Here is a 17,934-nt window from a genome sequence, read left to right as displayed (position 1 = left end):
CACGTGGAAGTCTATAGCACAGAAGAACAACAAGTAGATGCTATCAAACAGTTTTGGAAAGATTACGGTAGTTCAATTGTCGTAGGTGCTGTTGTCGGTTTAGGTGGATTATTTGGTTGGAACTATTATTCCGACTATCAGTTAGCTCAAGCTGAAGCCGCTTCAGAGTCTTTTCAGGCACTAAGCAGTCAAAATACAGCTGATGCAGCAATGCTAAGCGCTGCAGATACGTTTGCTAAAGAACATGGTCAAAAAGGCTATCAGTCTTTATTAGAGCTTATGGTCGCTAAGTCAGCCGTTGAAACGGGTGATTTGGAAAAAGCCGAAGCCACACTTAAAAATGTGATTGCGGTTAATGCCGATAGTAGCATCGTGCTTGTAGCAACCATGCGTCTTGCACGCGTGCAAGCAGAGCAAGGTCAATATGCGACAGCGATTACTACGCTTGAGCAGATCAAAGATGTTGCTTCAGCAGCACAAAGAGATGAATTAAAAGGTGATTTCTTGGTTCGCCAAGGTGAAACCGACAAGGCTAAGCTTGCCTATCAAGCTGCAGTAGAAAATGGTGGCACTATGAGTAGTCCAACATTGCAAATGAAGCTTGATAATTTGAACAAGGCATAAGGAATCTGCCCATGAAGTCTTGGTGCAAAACACTATTCGCATGTGGATTGAGCATAGGAATGCTGTCTGCGTGTGCATCGAACGATGTTGAGGAAGAGCCCGTTTCTCCGCTTACAGAAATTGAAGCAAGCGTTTTTCCAGAAGTAACCTGGAGCGCTAATGTCGGTGCTGGTGTGGGTGATTATTATTCACGCCTACGTCCAGCGGCGCGTTATGATAAAATTTTTGTTGCTGACCGCTACGGTAAAGTCGTTGCTTTTGATGAAGCCACAGGCAAAAAAGTGTGGGATAACGATTTTAGCTCAATCTTTAGAGATAACATTCTCGCTAAAAACAAAGGCGCACGTTTAGCCGGTGGTGTTACCGCGGCACGAAACAAAGTCTTTGTCGGTGGCGAAAGTGGCCTTGTTGCAGCATTTGATGCTGAAACAGGTGAACCTGTATGGCACGTTATCGCAGGCGGTGAAGTGTTATCAGCCCCAACGGTTGGCGACGACTTAGTTGTGGTTAATACCGGTTCAGGTACGTTAGAAGCTTTCAATGTTGATGATGGCGAAAAACGTTGGGTTTATGAAAACCAACTGCCAACATTAACTTTACGCGGCACAGGCTCAGCAGCTTATGATGCGGGTGGTTTCTTTGTAGGTACTGCTGATGGTAAAATCGCAGTAGTGATTAAAACCAACGGTCAGGCTGCATGGGCACAAGCGATTTATACGCCAGCTGGCGGTAATGAGTTTTCTCGTATGGCTGACGTTGATATGAAACCCTTGCTAGTGGGTGAAAACCTCTACGCAGTGAGTTACAACGGTAACCTTGTCTCAATGGAGATGCGCACGGGTCGTGTTGTTTGGACGCGTAAGTATTCAAGCTTTCATGAGTTAGCTTATTCAGGTGCAAGCTTGTTTGTTGTTGATGACCATAGCCGTATTTACTCTGTTGATAGACGAAATGGTCTAGAGTTATGGAATAATGTTGAGCTAGCAAACCGTAATTTAACCGCGGCAGTGTCGTTTAAAGACTACGTCGTTGTGGGTGATTTTGAAGGTTACCTACATTTTTTAAACAAGTCTGATGGTAAAATAGTCGGGCGTGTTCAAGTAGATAGTTCCGGTTTATACAGTCAGCCACTTGTTGTTAAAGACAACTTGTATGTGCAGACTCGTGACGGACAAATAGTTCGAGTTACACTTCCGTAAGCCGAATTGTTAGACATGATAAGGCCCCTGGATGTGTATTCCGGGGGCTTTTTAGTTAATAGAAATGAGTAATAGAGGCAATTAAATGATTCCTGTTGTGGCCCTTGTTGGGCGACCGAATGTTGGTAAGTCGACCCTTTTTAACAGACTTACCCGTACCAGAGATGCCTTAGTGGCAGATTTTCCTGGGCTAACTCGGGATCGTAAGTACGGCCGAGCGCACTTGTCTGGCTATGAGTTCATTGTGGTTGATACTGGTGGTATCGATGGCACTGAAGAGGGGATTGAAACCCGTATGGCTGAACAGTCGTTAGCGGCTATTGAAGAAGCTGACGTAGTCCTGTTTATGACTGATGCTCGCGCAGGTTTAACCGCAGCCGATTTAGCGATCGCGCAGCACCTACGTAGCCGTGAAAAAACCACATTCGTAGTCGCCAACAAAGTTGACGGCGTCGATGCCGATTCAGCGTGTGCTGAATTTTGGTCGTTGGGTCTTGGTGAAGTTTACCAAATGGCCGCGGCGCAAGGTCGTGGTGTAACGAACATGATTGAGTACTCTTTAGCACCTTACGCGGAAGCGATGGGGATCACCAAGCAGGGTGAAGGCGAAGAGGACGAAGAAGAGCGTGAATACACGGAAGAAGAAGCCGAAGTTGAGCAGAAACGTCTACAAGACTTACCGATCAAACTTGCTATTATTGGTAAGCCTAACGTAGGTAAATCAACGCTAATCAACCGTATTTTAGGTGAAGAACGCGTTGTTGTGTATGACGAGCCAGGCACCACCCGCGACAGTATTTACATTCCAATGGAACGTGAAGGTCGTGAGTATGTGTTAATTGATACTGCAGGTGTTCGCCGCCGCAGTAAAGTACATGAAACGGTTGAGAAGTTCTCGGTTATTAAAACCTTGAAAGCCATTGAAGACTGTAACGTGGTACTGCTTATTATTGATGCCCGCGAAGGTATTGCTGAGCAAGACTTAGGTCTACTTGGTTTTACACTTAACGCTGGTCGAGCACTCGTTATTGCCGTCAACAAGTGGGACGGAGTCGATCAAGAGATAAAGGAACGTGTTAAGAGCGAACTCGACCGCCGTTTAGGCTTCATCGACTTTGCCCGTATTCACTTTATCTCTGCATTGCACGGTACAGGTGTTGGCCATTTATATGAGTCAGTTGAAGAAGCATACGACAGTGCAACTAACCGCGTAAGTACGGCAATGTTGACGCGTATTATGCAAATGGCACAAGACGATCACCAGCCTCCATTGGTTAGAGGTCGCCGTGTGAAGCTTAAATACGCTCACGCTGGTGGTTACAACCCTCCTATTGTAGTTGTTCACGGTAACCAGGTTAAGAAGCTACCTGATTCATACAAGCGCTATATGATGAACTACTACCGTCGTTCACTTAAAGTGATGGGTACACCGATCCAGATCCGTTTCCAAGATGGTGAAAACCCGTTTGAGGGCATGCACACTAAGAAGCTGACAGTAGGTCAAGAGCGTCGTCGTAAGCGTATGACGTCTCATATCCGTGACAAGAAGAAAGAAGATTAATTCTTTGCTCTTTGCTCTTTGCTTGATAGCAAGTTGATACTAAAAGGAACCCTAGGGTTCCTTTTTTGTTGCTTGGGGTTTAAAGGTTAGCTTCTGTTTTTACAAAAGAGTTTGATTGCTTATGGCTGTAAAACTCAGGAGTGGGCGAAGCACCACGACTTTGATTTTCAAACGAAGTTTGATTAGCTGTACGTTAATTTTCAAACGAATTTTGAACATGCCTTCTCAAGTGAAGATAGAATCTGCAACAGGTTACCCCACCTCAATAACCGTCGAGGTCACACTTCCATCTCGCAAACGTGTGGTCAGCGTATCACCTACAATAGTGTCGTCAGCCGCCTGTAGCACCTTACCTTCGCCATTTAGGGTAATACTATACCCTCGGCTTAATGTCGCCAGTGGACTCACTGTGTCTAACTGCTGAGCGCGATGGGCGATACGTTGCTCGCTCATGTTTAACTTATCTGTCATTAGCGCGGTGAGTTTGTCGCCCAAATAGCTTAAACGTTGGCTCTCTAAATCTAATCGATGTTGCGGCGATTGATTGTCGAGTCGGCTACTGAGTTGTTGCTGCTTTAACGTCAAACCATGCAGTTTTGATTGCATCGCTTTTTGCAGTCTTAATTGCATCTCATCAAAGGTTTGTTCATAGGTTTGCAAGCGGCGCTGCGGATCTTGCTTTTGCAGGCGGTGCTCTGCAGTTTGCAGTCGACTTTGCTGCTTTAACTGATAATGCTGCCAACTTTGCTTTAAGCGTGACAATACTGCAGTGAGCTTTTGGGCTTTGTTGTCGGCATCATTTGATAACAACTCGGCACCGGCGGATGGGGTAGGGGCGCGAAGGTCGGCGACATAATCACTGATGGTCGTATCAACTTCATGACCGACGGCGGACACTACTGGAATGCCACTGTTGTAGATAGTGTGTGCTAACCCTTCGTCGTTAAAGCACCACAAATCCTCTAATGAGCCGCCGCCACGGGTGACCAGCAGTACATCAACTTCAGCGCGGGTGTTGGCGAGGTTGATGGCGCTGCAGATACTTTTCGCGGCAGCAACGCCTTGCACTGGGGTTGGGTAGATGATGACTTCCACTGAGGAGTCACGCCTTGCTAATACATGCAAGATATCGCGAATAGCCGCGCCAGTGGGGGAGGTGACCACGCCTATTCGTTGAATGTTTTTGGGTAATGGACGTTTAGTGTCTGCAGCAAACATGCCTTCGGCCGCGAGCTTCATTTTTAACGCTTCATACTGCTGAGCTAATAAACCGTCACCTGCGGGGAGCATAGATTCTATGAGTAGCTGATAATCGCCTCTTGGCTCATAAACGCTAATATTGCCCTTAACTAATACTTGCTGACCATTGACCGGACGAAAAGTCACTGCTTGATTGCGGCCTTTAAACATGGCACAGCGTATCTGCGAAGCATTGTCTTTTAAGGTCAAATACCAGTGGCCAGAACCGGGGGCGGCAAAATTTGAAATCTCAGCATTTAGCCAAATTCGGCCCAACTGTCCCTCAAGGAGCTGTCTTACTTCACCATTGAGCCGAGAGACCGTGTAAACGTTGTTTTTTGCGGTTTTCATGATTATTTCACACTAAATGCTAATTATTGCCTATTTTCCATTTACCAACCCAGATATGCAAGGTATAATCTCGCCGCAATATTTCACCTCTAAATCCTACTCTCTTGGGGAGATGTTGCATGTTAAGATTGAAGAAAGAAGCGCTAACGTTTGATGATGTGTTGCTAGTTCCTGCGCACTCCACCGTCCTCCCAAATACTGCCGTTGTCAAAACACGTCTAACCAATACGATAGAACTAAACACGCCTATAGTGTCAGCTGCGATGGATACCGTCACAGAAGCACGCTTAGCAATTGCGATTGCTCAGGAAGGTGGTTTAGGATTTATTCATAAAAATATGACGATTGAGCAACAAGCTGAAGAAGTGCGCAAAGTAAAAATTTACGAAGCGGGCATTGTTCAACAGCCAGTCACTGTAACGCCAACCACCACCCTTGCCGATCTTAAAGTTCTCACGATTAAAAACGGTTTTGCGGGTTACCCAGTCGTTAATGACGCACACGAACTCGTCGGTATTATTACTGGCCGTGATGTTCGCTTTGTTACTGATTGGAGCCGTACTGTTGATCAGGTGATGACCCCTAAAGATCGCCTTGTGACCGTGCCTGAAGGCACCAAGCTTGATGAAGTTCAAACGCTGATGCATTCTCACCGTGTTGAGAAAGTACTTGTTGTTGACAGTAACTTTAAGCTTAAAGGTCTTATCACGGTTAAAGATTTCCAAAAAGCTGAGCGTAAGCCTAACGCCTGTAAAGACGAATTAGGTCGATTACGTGTTGGCGCTGCCGTTGGCGCTGGCCCGGGTAATGAAGAGCGTGTTGACGCACTTGTTATCGCCGGTGTTGATATACTGCTTATCGATTCATCTCATGGTCACTCTGAAGGCGTTCTGCAGCGTATTCGTGATACCCGTGCCAAATACCCTGACTTACAAATTGTTGGCGGTAACGTTGCTACAGCTGAAGGTGCATTAGCACTGGTTGAAGCGGGCGTTAACGCGGTTAAAGTCGGTATTGGCCCTGGTTCTATCTGTACGACTCGTATCGTCACCGGTGTTGGTGTGCCGCAGATTACTGCTGTTTCTGACGCTGCAGCCGCGGTTAAGCACCTTAATATCCCCGTTATTGCCGATGGCGGTATTCGTTTCTCTGGTGATTTGGCTAAAGCACTCGCTGCCGGTGCATCATGCATCATGGCGGGTTCTATGTTTGCAGGTACTGATGAAGCACCAGGCGAGACTGAGCTATATAACGGCCGCGCTTATAAGTCATACCGCGGCATGGGCTCTCTTGGCGCAATGACGCAAACACAAGGTTCGTCTGACCGTTATTTCCAAAGCGATAACGCTGCAGACAAATTGGTGCCAGAAGGTATTGAAGGTCGCGTTGCTTACAAAGGTAAGCTTAAAGAGATCATTCACCAGCACATGGGCGGTTTGCGTTCATGCATGGGCCTAACGGGCTGTGCGACCATTAAAGATCTTAATGAAAAAGCAGAATTTGTGAAAATTACCTCAGCAGGTATGGGCGAGTCTCATGTGCATGATGTGACTATCAGCAAAGAAGCGCCGAACTACAGTTTCGGCTCGTAAAGTTTGAAAAGGCGACAGTGACTGTCGCCTTTTATTTATGTGGACATTGGCTAGCCTCATCGCGACGCAAGACCTCTACGTAAGATTAAGAATTTAGTTAAATAAAAATATAAAGATAAGGTACCCCATGAACAATATTCATGAGCATAAGATCCTCATCCTCGATTTTGGATCTCAATACACCCAATTGATTGCCCGCCGTATTCGTGAAATCGGTGTTTATTGTGAACTTTGGGCTTGGGATGTTTCCGAAGAACAAATTCGTGAATATGCACCCAACGGCATTATCTTAGCCGGTGGTCCAGAAAGTGTGACTGCAGACAGCTCTCCTCGTGCACCAGAATATGTATTTAACGCAGGCGTTCCAGTACTGGGGATTTGTTACGGCATGCAAACCATGTCTGAGCAGCTTGGCGGTAAAGTGATTCAAGGTGTGGGTGAAGGTGAGTTTGGTTATGCGCAAATAGAAATTCAAACCGAATCAGCATTGTTCAAAAGCATCGAAGATGCGGTCAGTGATATTGGTAAGCCTCTGCTTGACGTATGGATGAGTCACGGCGACAAGGTATCTGAAATTCCTGAAGGTTTTGTTACTGTAGCAAAAACCGAGACATGTCCGTTTGCCGCGATGGCGAATGAAGACAAAAAGTTCTACGGCGTGCAGTTCCACCCAGAAGTGACTCATACTCGTCAAGGTAAGCGCATGCTTGAGCATTTCGCCCTTGAGATCTGTGGCTGTGATGCTAACTGGAAACCGTCTTCAATTATTGAAGACGCCATTGAGAAACTTAAAAAACAGATCGGTAACGATGAAGTTATCTTAGGTTTATCGGGTGGTGTTGATTCATCGGTTGTGGCTATGCTACTTCATCGTGCTATTGGCGATAAGTTGACTTGTGTGTTCGTTGATAACGGTCTTTTACGTTTAAACGAGGCTGAGCAAGTGATGGATATGTTTGGCGATCACTTTGGACTTAACATTGTTCATGTGAATGCTGAACACCGTTTCTTAGAACAAATGGCTGGCGAAGCGGATCCTGAAGCAAAACGTAAAATCATTGGTCGTGTTTTCGTTGAGATCTTCGATGAAGAATCAAAGAAATGCGCTAATGCAAAATGGCTTGCTCAAGGCACTATTTACCCTGATGTCATTGAATCTGCTGGTAGTGCCACAGGTAAAGCGCACGTGATTAAATCACACCATAACGTTGGCGGTTTGCCAGACGATATGGAGATGGGCCTTGTTGAGCCACTGCGTGAGTTATTTAAAGATGAAGTGCGCAAGATTGGTTTAGAACTCGGTCTGCCGTATGACATGCTTTATCGTCACCCATTCCCAGGACCGGGTCTTGGTGTGCGCGTGTTGGGTGAAGTAAAGAAAGAGTACTGTGATTTATTGCGTCTAGCGGATGCTATTTTCATTGAAGAACTGCACAGTGCTGATCTTTATAACAAAGTGAGCCAAGCGTTCACTGTGTTCCTGCCGGTACGTTCTGTTGGCGTAATGGGCGATGGTCGTAAGTACGATTGGGTTGTGTCTTTACGTGCGGTAGAAACTATCGACTTTATGACAGCTCATTGGGCGCATTTACCGTATGATTTCTTAGGTCGCGTATCTAATCGAATCATCAACGAAGTTGACGGCATTTCGCGTGTTGTCTACGACATTTCAGGTAAGCCACCCGCAACGATTGAGTGGGAATAATCCGTAACGGATAACGCCTAACTGTTAGTCAAAATAAAAACGCGCACATAGTAATATGTGCGCGTTTTTTTATTAGCGCGATTTGTAAGCGAAACAAACCGATGTTTCTTATACTAATTTAACGGATTGGGATTGATTAGCAGGAGCTAGCCTATGCGTTATAGAGCTGAAATCGATGGTTTAAGGGCGGTTGCCGTTATTCCCGTTATCTTATTTCATGCTGGCTTTACTCAGTTTAGCGGTGGTTTTGTGGGGGTCGATGTCTTTTTTGTCATTAGCGGCTACCTGATCACCAGTATTATTTTGGCTGAACTCGAGCAGGACAAATTTAGCATTATTAACTTCTATGAGCGCAGGGCCAGAAGGATTTTACCGGTACTCTTTTTTGTCATGTTTTGCTGTATTCCTTTCGCCTGGCTATGGTTAATGCCGCTGGACCTTAAAGACTTCTTTCAAAGCATTGTCGCAGTATCCACTTTTTCGTCTAATATCCTCTTTTGGCTAGAGAGTGATTATTTTGATACCGCCGCCGAGCTAAAACCCTTGTTGCATACTTGGAGTTTAGCGGTTGAAGAGCAATATTATATTTTCTTTCCTTTGTTCTTAATGATGTTATGGGGTAAAGGCAAACGTGTCATTCTTGGCGCATTGGTGCTGATTTTCTTGGCTAGTTTATCTTTAGCACAATGGGCGGCATATCATGCGCCGTCAGCAAACTTTTACTTGTTGCCTACGCGAGGTTGGGAACTACTCATCGGTGTTTTTGCGGCGTTTAGCCTCCAGCAAGATAAATATAAGTTATTGCCAGAAAAGCTGAATAACCTGCTAAGCATATTGGGTTTGCTGTTAGTGCTATTTTCAATTTTCATTTTCGATTCCACTACTCCCTTTCCAAGTTTGTACGCGTTAATTCCCACTCTTGGAACGGTGTTGATTATTCTGTTTGCCAAAAATGGCACCTTGGTGCAGCAGCTTTTAAGTCGGCAGTTTTTTGTCGGTATTGGGCTGATAAGTTATAGTGCTTATCTATGGCATCAGCCTATATTTGCATTGGTTAAGTATCGCAGCTTTACAGAACCCTCACATTGGCTGATGCTGTCTCTGTGTATTGCTATTGTTGCTCTGTCATACCTGAGTTGGCGCTTTGTTGAGGTCCCTTTGAGGAATAAGCAGACCTATAGTCGGCGATTTATTTTCACCAGTGGTGGTGTTTTGACGGCGGCATTTGCAATGACAGGCCTATTGGTCGATGCAAATCAACTCTATAAATCCAATGATGCTGACTCGAACTTAATGGTGAAATCTTATCAGCCGGATAATCGACAGCTTGGCGCCAATAGCTGGCTTCATCTGCGTACTCTCAGTGGTAATAAGGATTATGGTGTTGATAAGAACCGCTATGACAGGACTCAGTGGTTTGACACTAAAGATGACCGAAAGCGTTTATTGATAGTGGGGAACTCGCACTCTAAAGACATTTTTAATGTGCTTACGAGTAGCGTCATCACCCAGCGCCAATTTCAAATAGCACGTTTCGGCACTCAGATAGGTAACATCGATGAGACTTTTTATCGTTCACCCAATTACCTCTTGGCCGATGTTGTGATGTTCGCATCTCAGTATAAACCTGCCGATCTTATTGAGCTCGAAACCATCGTTACCCGTTCGATTGCGGATAATAAAAAACTAATTTTAGTCAAAAATATTTATGAATTTGAGGAGTTTGGTCAGCGTACCTATGCAGACTTTCTATTTCACTTATTGCTAAAGGAGCGAGGTGGTAACAATGTTTCTAGCCTCGATATTACTAAAATCAATCAGAAACATTTTGAGCAGTTTTCTGACCGAGAATTTAAGCAGTTTACCCTGCAGGCAAATATGACCTTAATCAGGCTTGGGGATAAATACCCCACTGTTAGGGTGCTCGATAGAATGGATTATGTTTGCAATAAGCGTAAACAGCTCTGTTACGCCATTAATGATGATTATCAGAAATACTTTTATGACTATGGTCACCATACTGTGGCTGGGGCGACATTCTTTGGTGAACGGGTTGATGAGGTGAAGTGGCTAGAGAGCATTTAGTGGAGGGCTGAGGGGGTAAATTGTTACTTGTAACGAATTAAAGCTTGGTATAATGACGATGAAAGTAACCAATCTAAGTGTTTTAGTCGCATTGGAATGATGTCACATAGCATTGAGCGGTTTTATAACGTAATAGGGGCACCGATTGTCACAGCAGGAACAAGATAGCCGTTTTATGAAGATGGCGATGGAGATGGCCACTAAGGCTGAAGAAAAAGGTGAGGTGCCCGTTGGTGCGGTATTAGTCAAAGAGGGTGAAGTGATAAGTGCCGGTTTTAACTTTAGTATTGGCTTGCATGATCCCAGCGCCCATGCAGAAATGCAGTGTATTCGCCAAGCGGGTAAAGTATTAGAAAATTATCGCCTAATAGATAGCACCTTGTATGTAACATTAGAACCTTGCGCTATGTGCGCTGGCGCCATTGTGCATTCAAGGATTAGTCGGTTGGTGTTTGGTGCCAATGATGAAAAAACCGGTGCTGCGGGGACGGTCATTGATATCGTACGTCACAGTGCGTTTAATCATCAGGTGGAGGTGACATCTGGTGTGCTCGAAACCGAATGTGCTGAGCAGTTAAGTGCCTTTTTTAGGCGACGTAGAAAAGAGAAAAAAACCGCTAAAGCCCTAGCTAAACTAGATGCTCTGCAAGCGATACCGGCCAAATTAAATAAATGATCTATTTATTCATGTGGCAAAATGGGTTTATACAAGGCGTGAATTGCAGCATCTCGTTATTCTCATCCACAACACCATAGAAGTACATCTTCCCCATCAACAATGGCCGGATACCTAATGCGATGGGTATCACTCAGAAGGGCGAATAAAAACGAAGAACTGTTTTTGTCTATTTAAGGTTTTTAAATGGCGCGTTTTCAGCTGTGTACGGCGACGTGCTGCAATATTATTAATCGCTTTCTTTCTCATGTGATCTCCTGAACTTGTGGTGAGTAACTAAGGGCCGTTGGTCTTTCACTACTAGAGTGCGTTACGATCTTTCACTTAATTATTGTACTAAAATCATTCATCTTTACGGTAAAGAGTCGAACAAAAACTAAGCTCGAAAGATCTACAGCCACGATTCTAACGTTATCAGATGAAGCTTTAATGAATTTGTCTTGGGTTATGGGGCTCTATTACTGCGGTTGAGCATTTTCGATAACCACCTGGCCGCTGTTATCTGCAGTTTGAGTAACATCTTCCTTTAATTCAAGTAAAATATTCTGGTTATCAATCCACACTAAAGTGTCGTAATAACGACGGATACTATCGACATAGTGAACCGCTTCATTACCGCGAGCATAACCATAACGGGTTTTTTTGTAATGCTTACGTTTTTGTAGCAGCGGTAAAACCTCTTTAATATCTCGCCAAGCACTAGGATTGAGCCCCATTGATTGGGCTAATTTTCGTGCATCTTCAACATGTCCGAAACCAATATTATAAGAGGCGAGTGCAAACCACATACGCTGACTCTCGGGCACTGAATCGGGTAAGCGCTCTAGCATACTGTTGAGATACTTAGCGCCACCTTGAATACTTTGAAAAGGGTCAAGGCGATTTTTAATGCCCACTTGCTTTGCCGTTGGTAGGGTTAACATCATTAATCCGCGTACACCAGTCGGTGAGCGTGCATTGGGATTCCAATGTGACTCTTGATAAGCGGTAGCTGCAAGTTTGCGCCAATCAATATCTCCAGCGTATTTTTCAAACGTTGCTTGGTATTTAGGCAGTTTATTATCGATGGCACGAATAAAGGCGCGGGTATCGACATAGTCAAAACGTTTTACGTGAGCAAAATACTTTTCGTTTAGCTGGGCGAGGGTGCCACGGCGTTTTTCTATATGCCAAAAGGCTAATAGTTTGCTCATTAGGCGATCACTATTATTGGGCGGCAACAACCAAACAACCGGTTGTTTTTCTTTTAATATAGGCCCTTGGCGTAGCTCAGGCATAAAGCGTCTATTGATGTCTAAGCTGGTAGAGTCGGCAATGGTATAGAGCAGCTCGCCAGCGGCAATCATGGTGAGTAACTCTTCTGCGTCTTTATCTTTTTCCTGATCCCAAACCAGGTTGGGATTAGATTTTTGCAGTTCGATTAAGGTGTCAACAAATGAGGAGTCGCTGATCACCGTGATATCACCTTGCAGCTTATTGATATCTTTCGGTAGTGGAGTGCCTTGTCGATAGACTAAAACTTGGTTAACTCGGTATAAAGGTGGACCGACTCGAAACTGCTCTCGCCTTGACGGTGTGTCAGCCAGTCCTGCCGCAATTAAGTCAACTTCGCCACGCCTTAGTGCACTATAAAGCTCACTGATATTGCCATAAGGTTGCATCTTAAGTTCGAGTTCTAAGTATTTAGCAAAACGCTCCGCCATCTCGTAATCGTAACCGGAGTCACCTTGGCCGGTACTAAAGTAGATCTGAGGGCCAAATATGGTGCCAACCACTAATTCCGTTTTAGGCACAATGACGCTAGGTTTTTCTTGTTCCACAGCGACCTTCTGGCAGGCAGCCAGTAAGATAACGCAGCAGTAAACAAGTAAAAATCTTTTCATCATTATTATGGGTTAGCGCTTAAAATATAAAGAAATAGTCGTCGATTATACCACATTCTTAAGTGTTGCAAAAAAAGTGCAGTTTTTCATCAAGGGTTCAATTTCAGTATGACGCTAAATTAACATTTTGCTCAGCAAATCGACAAAAAATAGCGAGCACTTTCCCCTACACAGGAAACACTGTTTTCTATAACGACTGCTAATGATTTGTGGCAAACATTTCCCTATAATGGCGCCAGATCTGACCCTGCAATTATAATTTATAAGGTAGAAAGACGTGATGGAGATCATCCGCGGAGCCCCTGCACTTTCGGCGTTTAGAGTACAGAAGCTGATGGAAGCTTGTGAATCGGCAGCACTACCCGTGCGCCAAATCTATGCCGAGTTTACCCACTTAGCTGATTTGAAAGAATCACTAGATGAAAATGAAACTCAACAGCTTGAAAAAATCTTAACCTATGGCCCTGCTATTGAAGCACACCAGCCAGAAGGTCGTCTCCATTTTGTTACCCCCCGTCCCGGTACCATTTCTCCTTGGTCTTCTAAAGCAACGGATATTGCCCACAACTGTGGACTCGATAAAGTATTGCGTTTAGAGCGTGGTATTGCTTACTACGTTGTTGCTGACGACATGACTGCTGAACAAGCAAAGTCGTTATCTGCGCTATTACATGACCGCATGGTCGAAGTGATTTTAACGGACTTTAATGCCGCCGATATGTTGTTTGTTCGCACTGAACCTACAAAATTCAAAAGCGTTGATATTCTTGGTGAAGGACGCAGTGCACTTGTATCGGCAAACACCACGTTAGGGCTGGCATTAGCTGAAGACGAAATCGACTACTTAGTTGAAAACTTCAAACTGTTAGCGCGTAATCCGCACGATGTTGAATTGATGATGTTTGCACAGGCAAACTCTGAACACTGTCGTCATAAAATTTTCAATGCTGATTGGAAAATTGATGGCGAGGTTCAGCCTAAATCGTTGTTCAAAATGATTAAGAACACCATGGCTGTCACACCCGATAATGTCCTCTCAGCTTATAAAGATAATGCCGCGGTGATGACGGGTGCTACCGCGGGTCGATTTTTCCCTAAGCAAGATGGTGTTTACGGTTATCACACCGAGCCTATGCATATCTTGATGAAGGTCGAAACCCACAACCATCCAACAGCAATAAGCCCCTATGCGGGCGCTGCGACAGGTTCTGGTGGTGAAATCCGTGATGAAGGCGCTACAGGTCGTGGATCTAAGCCAAAAGCGGGTCTGACTGGCTTTAGTGTTTCAAACCTTAAAATTCCTGGTTTTGTTCAACCCTGGGAAGCCGATTACGGTAAACCCGATCGTATTGTTACCGCGTTAGATATTATGACCGAAGGCCCATTGGGCGGCGCTGCATTTAACAACGAATTTGGTCGTCCTGCGCTGGTCGGTTACTTCCGTACCTACGAGCAGGAAGTTAATAGTCACAACGGCGTAGAAGTCCGCGGCTATCACAAGCCAATTATGCTTGCGGGTGGTTTAGGTAACATTTGCGAAGATCATGTGCAAAAAGGCGAGATCACCGTTGGCGCTAAGCTTGTTGTGCTAGGTGGCCCTGCCATGAACATCGGTCTTGGTGGTGGTGCAGCCTCGTCAATGACATCGGGTCAATCGAGTGAAGACTTAGATTTTGCTTCTGTTCAGCGTGAAAACCCAGAGATGGAACGTCGCTGCCAAGAAGTCATCGATCGCTGTTGGCAGATGGGTGATGAGAACCCAATCCAGTTTATCCATGATGTGGGGGCTGGCGGTTTATCGAATGCCTTTCCTGAACTTGTTAACGATGGCGGACGTGGCGGTAAGTTTGAGCTGCGTAACGTACCCTCAGACGAGCCAGGGATGAGCCCGCTTGAGATCTGGTGTAACGAGTCGCAAGAGCGCTACGTTATGTCAATCGCACCTGAGAATCTGCATATATTTGTCGCCATTTGTGAACGTGAACGTGCACCGTTTGCCGTTGTTGGCGTCGCAACAGCAGAGAAAGAGCTGATCTTAAGTGACGAACATTTCGAAGACTATCCAATTGACCTGCCATTAGAAGTCTTGTTAGGTAAAGCCCCTAAGATGAGCCGCGACGTTGTTAGCGCTAAAGCCATCTCACCTGCGCTTGATCAAAGTAATATTACCGTTAAAGAAGCGGCGCACCGTTTGCTACGTTTACCGACTATTGCTGAAAAAACCTTCCTGATCACCATTGGTGATAGAACGGTAACCGGTCTAGTTAATCGCGATCAAATGGTGGGTCCATGGCAGGTTCCTGTTGCCGATTGCGCAGTGACAGCGTCAAGCTATGATGCCTATGTCGGTGAAGCTATGTCGATAGGTGAGCGTACGCCGCTGGCACTGCTCGACTTTGGCGCATCTGCGCGTATGGCCGTAGCGGAATCCATTTTAAATATCGCCGGTACTGATATTGGCTCGTTCAAGCGGATTAAGTTGTCTGCTAACTGGATGTCACCTGCGGGTCACCCTGGTGAAGATGCAGGCCTTTATGAAGCGGTTAAAGCGATTGGTGAAGAGCTATGTCCTGACTTGTCACTGACCATTCCAGTAGGCAAAGACTCAATGTCGATGAAGACTGCATGGGAAGATAACGGCGTTCAAAAAGCCGTGACCTCGCCAATGTCATTAGTTATTACGGCATTTGGTGTCGTTCAGGATATTCGCAACACCGTCACGCCAGAGCTACGCACAGATAAAGGCGACAGCGAACTGTTATTGCTCGATTTAGGCTTAGGTCAGAATCGTCTTGGCGGCTCTTGTTTAGCGCAAGTTTACAGTGAACTTGGCGATATCGCGCCAGATCTTGATAACTCAGCGACGCTAAAAGGCTTCTTTGAAGTCATTCAGCCGTTAGTTGCCAATAAATCAATTATTGCTTATCACGATAGAAGTGATGGTGGCTTATACACCACACTCGTTGAGATGGCATTTGCCGGTCACACTGGCTTAAATATTGATTTAAGTGCATTAACAGGGACAGACGTTGAGCGTCTATTTAACGAAGAGTTGGGTGCTGTAATCCAAGTTCGTCGTGAACAGTCTGCTGCGATTAGGGCCCAGTTTGTTGCTGCGGGTGTTCCTTGCCATAAAGTTGCCGAGCTAACAGATAGCGACCAAATCGCCATCTTTGATGCTGAACGTGAAATCTTAACTGAGTCACGTACCTCCTTGCGTACCATTTGGGCTGAGACCACTTACCGCATGCAAGCGTTACGTGATAACCCTGAGTGTGCCAAAGAGGAGCATGAGCTTAAACAAGACAATAACGATCTTGGTCTGACGGTTGATTTAAGCTTTGACCCAAGTAAAGACGTTGCTGCGCCGTTTATCTTAAAAGGTGCAGCACCTAAGATGGCTATCTTACGTGAGCAAGGTGTTAACTCGCATATCGAAATGGCGGCTGCATTTGATCGTGCTGGATTCGAATCGACAGATGTTCACATGAGTGACATTCTCAGCGGGCGGATCAGCTTAGAGGAATTCCAAGGCCTAGTGGCTTGTGGTGGTTTCTCTTACGGTGACGTTCTGGGTGCGGGTGAAGGTTGGGCTAAGTCAATCTTGTTTAACGAGCGCGCTCGTGAGCAGTTTAGTCAATTCTTTGAACGCGATGATAGCTTCTCGCTGGGGGTGTGTAATGGTTGTCAGATGTTGTCGAATCTAAAAGACATCATTCCTGGTACTGAATTATGGCCACACTTTGTGCGTAACCGATCAGAGCGCTTTGAAGCCCGTTTCAGTTTGGTTGAAGTACAGAAGAGTCCATCTTTGTTCTTTGAAGGGATGGTAGGTTCTCGTATGCCGATTGCAGTCTCTCACGGTGAAGGTCGGGCAGAGTTTGCCTCACCTGAGGCATTAGCCGCTGCTGAAGCATCAGGTACCATTGCACTGCGTTATGTTGACGGTAATGGTCAAATAGCGACTCAGTATCCACAAAATCCTAACGGTTCACCTAATGCGATTACGGCATTGAGTTCAACTGATGGCCGTGTAACGATTATGATGCCGCATCCCGAGCGTGTCTTTAGAACGGTTGCCAACTCATGGCACCCAGATTCATGGGGTGAAGATAGTCCCTGGATGAGAATGTTCCGTAACGTTAGAAAATCAATTGGTTAATTAGCATTAGCGTATAAATACGCTAACGTTAACCGCCTCAAAGGCCCCTAAATATTAGGGGCTTTTTTTATGCCTAAATCTAAAATGAAAAAAAGATTAATTAAACAGGCGATTAGGTCAAATTTAGCGATGCATGTAATGCTAATTTAAGATGTTTTACCCTTATTGGGCGATGTCGAATGACTAAGTACAGTTATAGCAGGTTAGCGAGAAAAGCTAATGGAAAGGAGAACTTATAGAAAACGTGAATTTTGAATATTAAAAAGCCACTCTTATTGCTAAGAGTGGCCGCTTTGCGCTAACAAAACTTCAAGATTAATCTTGCAAAGAAAACTTAAATTAACGCTCTCTTGATGTATAAAGCTCAACGAAAACACGCTGATAACGGCTAACTAGACGCTCAAAAAATGTATTCATAATGGTATCTCCACGCTTGATTGATGATATAAGCGGAGAAAAGTCTTTCCGGGCAACTTCACCGGGTTAACTAGACCGTCTCCTTAACTTGGTGCTCATTCTATGCGAAATTATTTTTTTCATCAAACGAGAAAAATTATAGGTTGAGATTAGTAAAACTAATCATCTTTATGTTGTGCTTTGTAATCACCGATCGCATCATTATTTGTAAGCCGTTGTTTTTATGGTGTTTGTATCTATTTTCGTATTTAGAGTCATTATTTTAGCGATAGTAATATTGTTGCTATAATTGATGTTATTTATGTTTTATCTATTTATGTGGATAAATGTATTGCTAGCGGAATAAATTACTTGTTTACACCTGCTTATCGCGAGCCCTATCACGGGTTAAATCTTCTGTCAATGATGGGTTGGGTGGAACTGTGTGCTCTAGCCCAAAA

The 17,934-nt window shown here is 44.9% G+C and carries 10 protein-coding genes; 8 read left to right on the top strand and 2 right to left on the bottom strand.

Features of this window, described 5'->3' with window-relative positions; translation table 11 throughout:
* The first annotated feature begins 3 nt into the window (after nucleotides 1-3).
* The 3 genes from CXF86_RS10815 to der all read left to right on the top strand — a co-directional run bounded on the left by CXF86_RS10815 (nucleotide 4) and on the right by der (nucleotide 3,384).
* Entirely contained in the window at nucleotides 4-624 is a 621-nt protein-coding gene (locus CXF86_RS10815) for a YfgM family protein (protein WP_101093355.1), read from the top strand.
* Between the two features lie 11 nt (nucleotides 625-635).
* A complete protein-coding gene (bamB, locus tag CXF86_RS10810) occupies nucleotides 636-1,823 on the top strand; it encodes an outer membrane protein assembly factor BamB (RefSeq protein WP_101093353.1) in 1,188 nt (395 codons plus the stop codon).
* A gap of 85 nt (nucleotides 1,824-1,908) precedes the next feature.
* Nucleotides 1,909-3,384 carry a ribosome biogenesis GTPase Der gene (gene der, locus CXF86_RS10805; protein ID WP_101093351.1) on the top strand — a complete coding sequence of 492 codons (1,476 nt, stop codon included), beginning with the start codon at nucleotides 1,909-1,911 and terminating at the stop codon, nucleotides 3,382-3,384.
* A 252-nt stretch (nucleotides 3,385-3,636) separates the two neighbouring features.
* Here the strand turns inward: der and xseA are convergent, their stop codons facing one another.
* Nucleotides 3,637-4,974 (bottom strand): exodeoxyribonuclease VII large subunit, encoded by a 1,338-nt coding sequence (gene xseA, locus CXF86_RS10800; RefSeq protein ID WP_102038956.1) that lies wholly within the window; start codon nucleotides 4,972-4,974, stop codon nucleotides 3,637-3,639.
* 119 nt (nucleotides 4,975-5,093) lie between these two features.
* On the opposite strand from xseA, the gene guaB reads away from it, so the two are divergent.
* The 4 genes from guaB (at nucleotide 5,094) to tadA (ending at nucleotide 11,032) form a co-directional block, all read left to right on the top strand.
* Nucleotides 5,094-6,566, top strand: a complete 1,473-nt coding sequence (gene guaB, locus CXF86_RS10795; RefSeq protein WP_101093347.1) for an IMP dehydrogenase — start codon at nucleotides 5,094-5,096, stop codon at nucleotides 6,564-6,566.
* A gap of 127 nt (nucleotides 6,567-6,693) precedes the next feature.
* Nucleotides 6,694-8,271 (top strand): glutamine-hydrolyzing GMP synthase, encoded by a 1,578-nt coding sequence (gene guaA, locus CXF86_RS10790; RefSeq protein ID WP_101093344.1) that lies wholly within the window; start codon nucleotides 6,694-6,696, stop codon nucleotides 8,269-8,271.
* A 153-nt stretch (nucleotides 8,272-8,424) separates the two neighbouring features.
* Complete coding sequence (locus CXF86_RS10785; protein WP_102038955.1) at nucleotides 8,425-10,356, top strand: acyltransferase family protein; 1,932 nt, start codon at nucleotides 8,425-8,427, stop codon at nucleotides 10,354-10,356.
* Between the two features lie 145 nt (nucleotides 10,357-10,501).
* Nucleotides 10,502-11,032: a tRNA adenosine(34) deaminase TadA gene (gene tadA / locus CXF86_RS10780; protein ID WP_101093340.1), complete on the top strand. Its 531-nt coding sequence runs from the start codon at nucleotides 10,502-10,504 to the stop codon at nucleotides 11,030-11,032.
* A 458-nt stretch (nucleotides 11,033-11,490) separates the two neighbouring features.
* On the opposite strand, the gene mltF is transcribed toward tadA, so the two are convergent.
* Nucleotides 11,491-12,915 carry a membrane-bound lytic murein transglycosylase MltF gene (mltF, locus tag CXF86_RS10775; RefSeq protein WP_102039010.1) on the bottom strand — a complete coding sequence of 475 codons (1,425 nt, stop codon included), beginning with the start codon at nucleotides 12,913-12,915 and terminating at the stop codon, nucleotides 11,491-11,493.
* Between the two features lie 280 nt (nucleotides 12,916-13,195).
* Here mltF and purL point away from each other — a divergent pair, with 280 nt between their 5' ends.
* A complete protein-coding gene (gene purL, locus CXF86_RS10770) occupies nucleotides 13,196-17,077 on the top strand; it encodes a phosphoribosylformylglycinamidine synthase (RefSeq protein ID WP_102038954.1) in 3,882 nt (1,293 codons plus the stop codon).
* Nucleotides 17,078-17,934 lie beyond the last annotated feature (857 nt).

The sequence above is a fragment of the Shewanella sp. GutCb genome, assembly GCF_002836135.1.
Classification (GTDB): Bacteria; Pseudomonadota; Gammaproteobacteria; order Enterobacterales; family Shewanellaceae; genus Shewanella.
The sequence above is the reverse complement of the archived record's forward strand: the minus strand, read 5'-3'. Positions and strand labels throughout refer to the sequence as shown.

Bases quoted from the DNA above. Each gene is read 5' to 3' on its own strand.
- bamB (WP_101093353.1), top strand. From the start codon at position 636: ATGAAGTCTTGGTGCAAAACACTATTCGCATGTGGATTGAGCATAGGA.
- der (WP_101093351.1), top strand. From the start codon at position 1,909: ATGATTCCTGTTGTGGCCCTTGTTGGGCGACCGAATGTTGGTAAGTCG.
- xseA (WP_102038956.1), bottom strand. From the start codon at position 4,974: ATGAAAACCGCAAAAAACAACGTTTACACGGTCTCTCGGCTCAATGGT.
- guaB (WP_101093347.1), top strand. From the start codon at position 5,094: ATGTTAAGATTGAAGAAAGAAGCGCTAACGTTTGATGATGTGTTGCTA.
- guaA (WP_101093344.1), top strand. From the start codon at position 6,694: ATGAACAATATTCATGAGCATAAGATCCTCATCCTCGATTTTGGATCT.
- CXF86_RS10785 (WP_102038955.1), top strand. From the start codon at position 8,425: ATGCGTTATAGAGCTGAAATCGATGGTTTAAGGGCGGTTGCCGTTATT.
- mltF (WP_102039010.1), bottom strand. From the start codon at position 12,915: ATGAAAAGATTTTTACTTGTTTACTGCTGCGTTATCTTACTGGCTGCC.
- purL (WP_102038954.1), top strand. From the start codon at position 13,196: ATGGAGATCATCCGCGGAGCCCCTGCACTTTCGGCGTTTAGAGTACAG.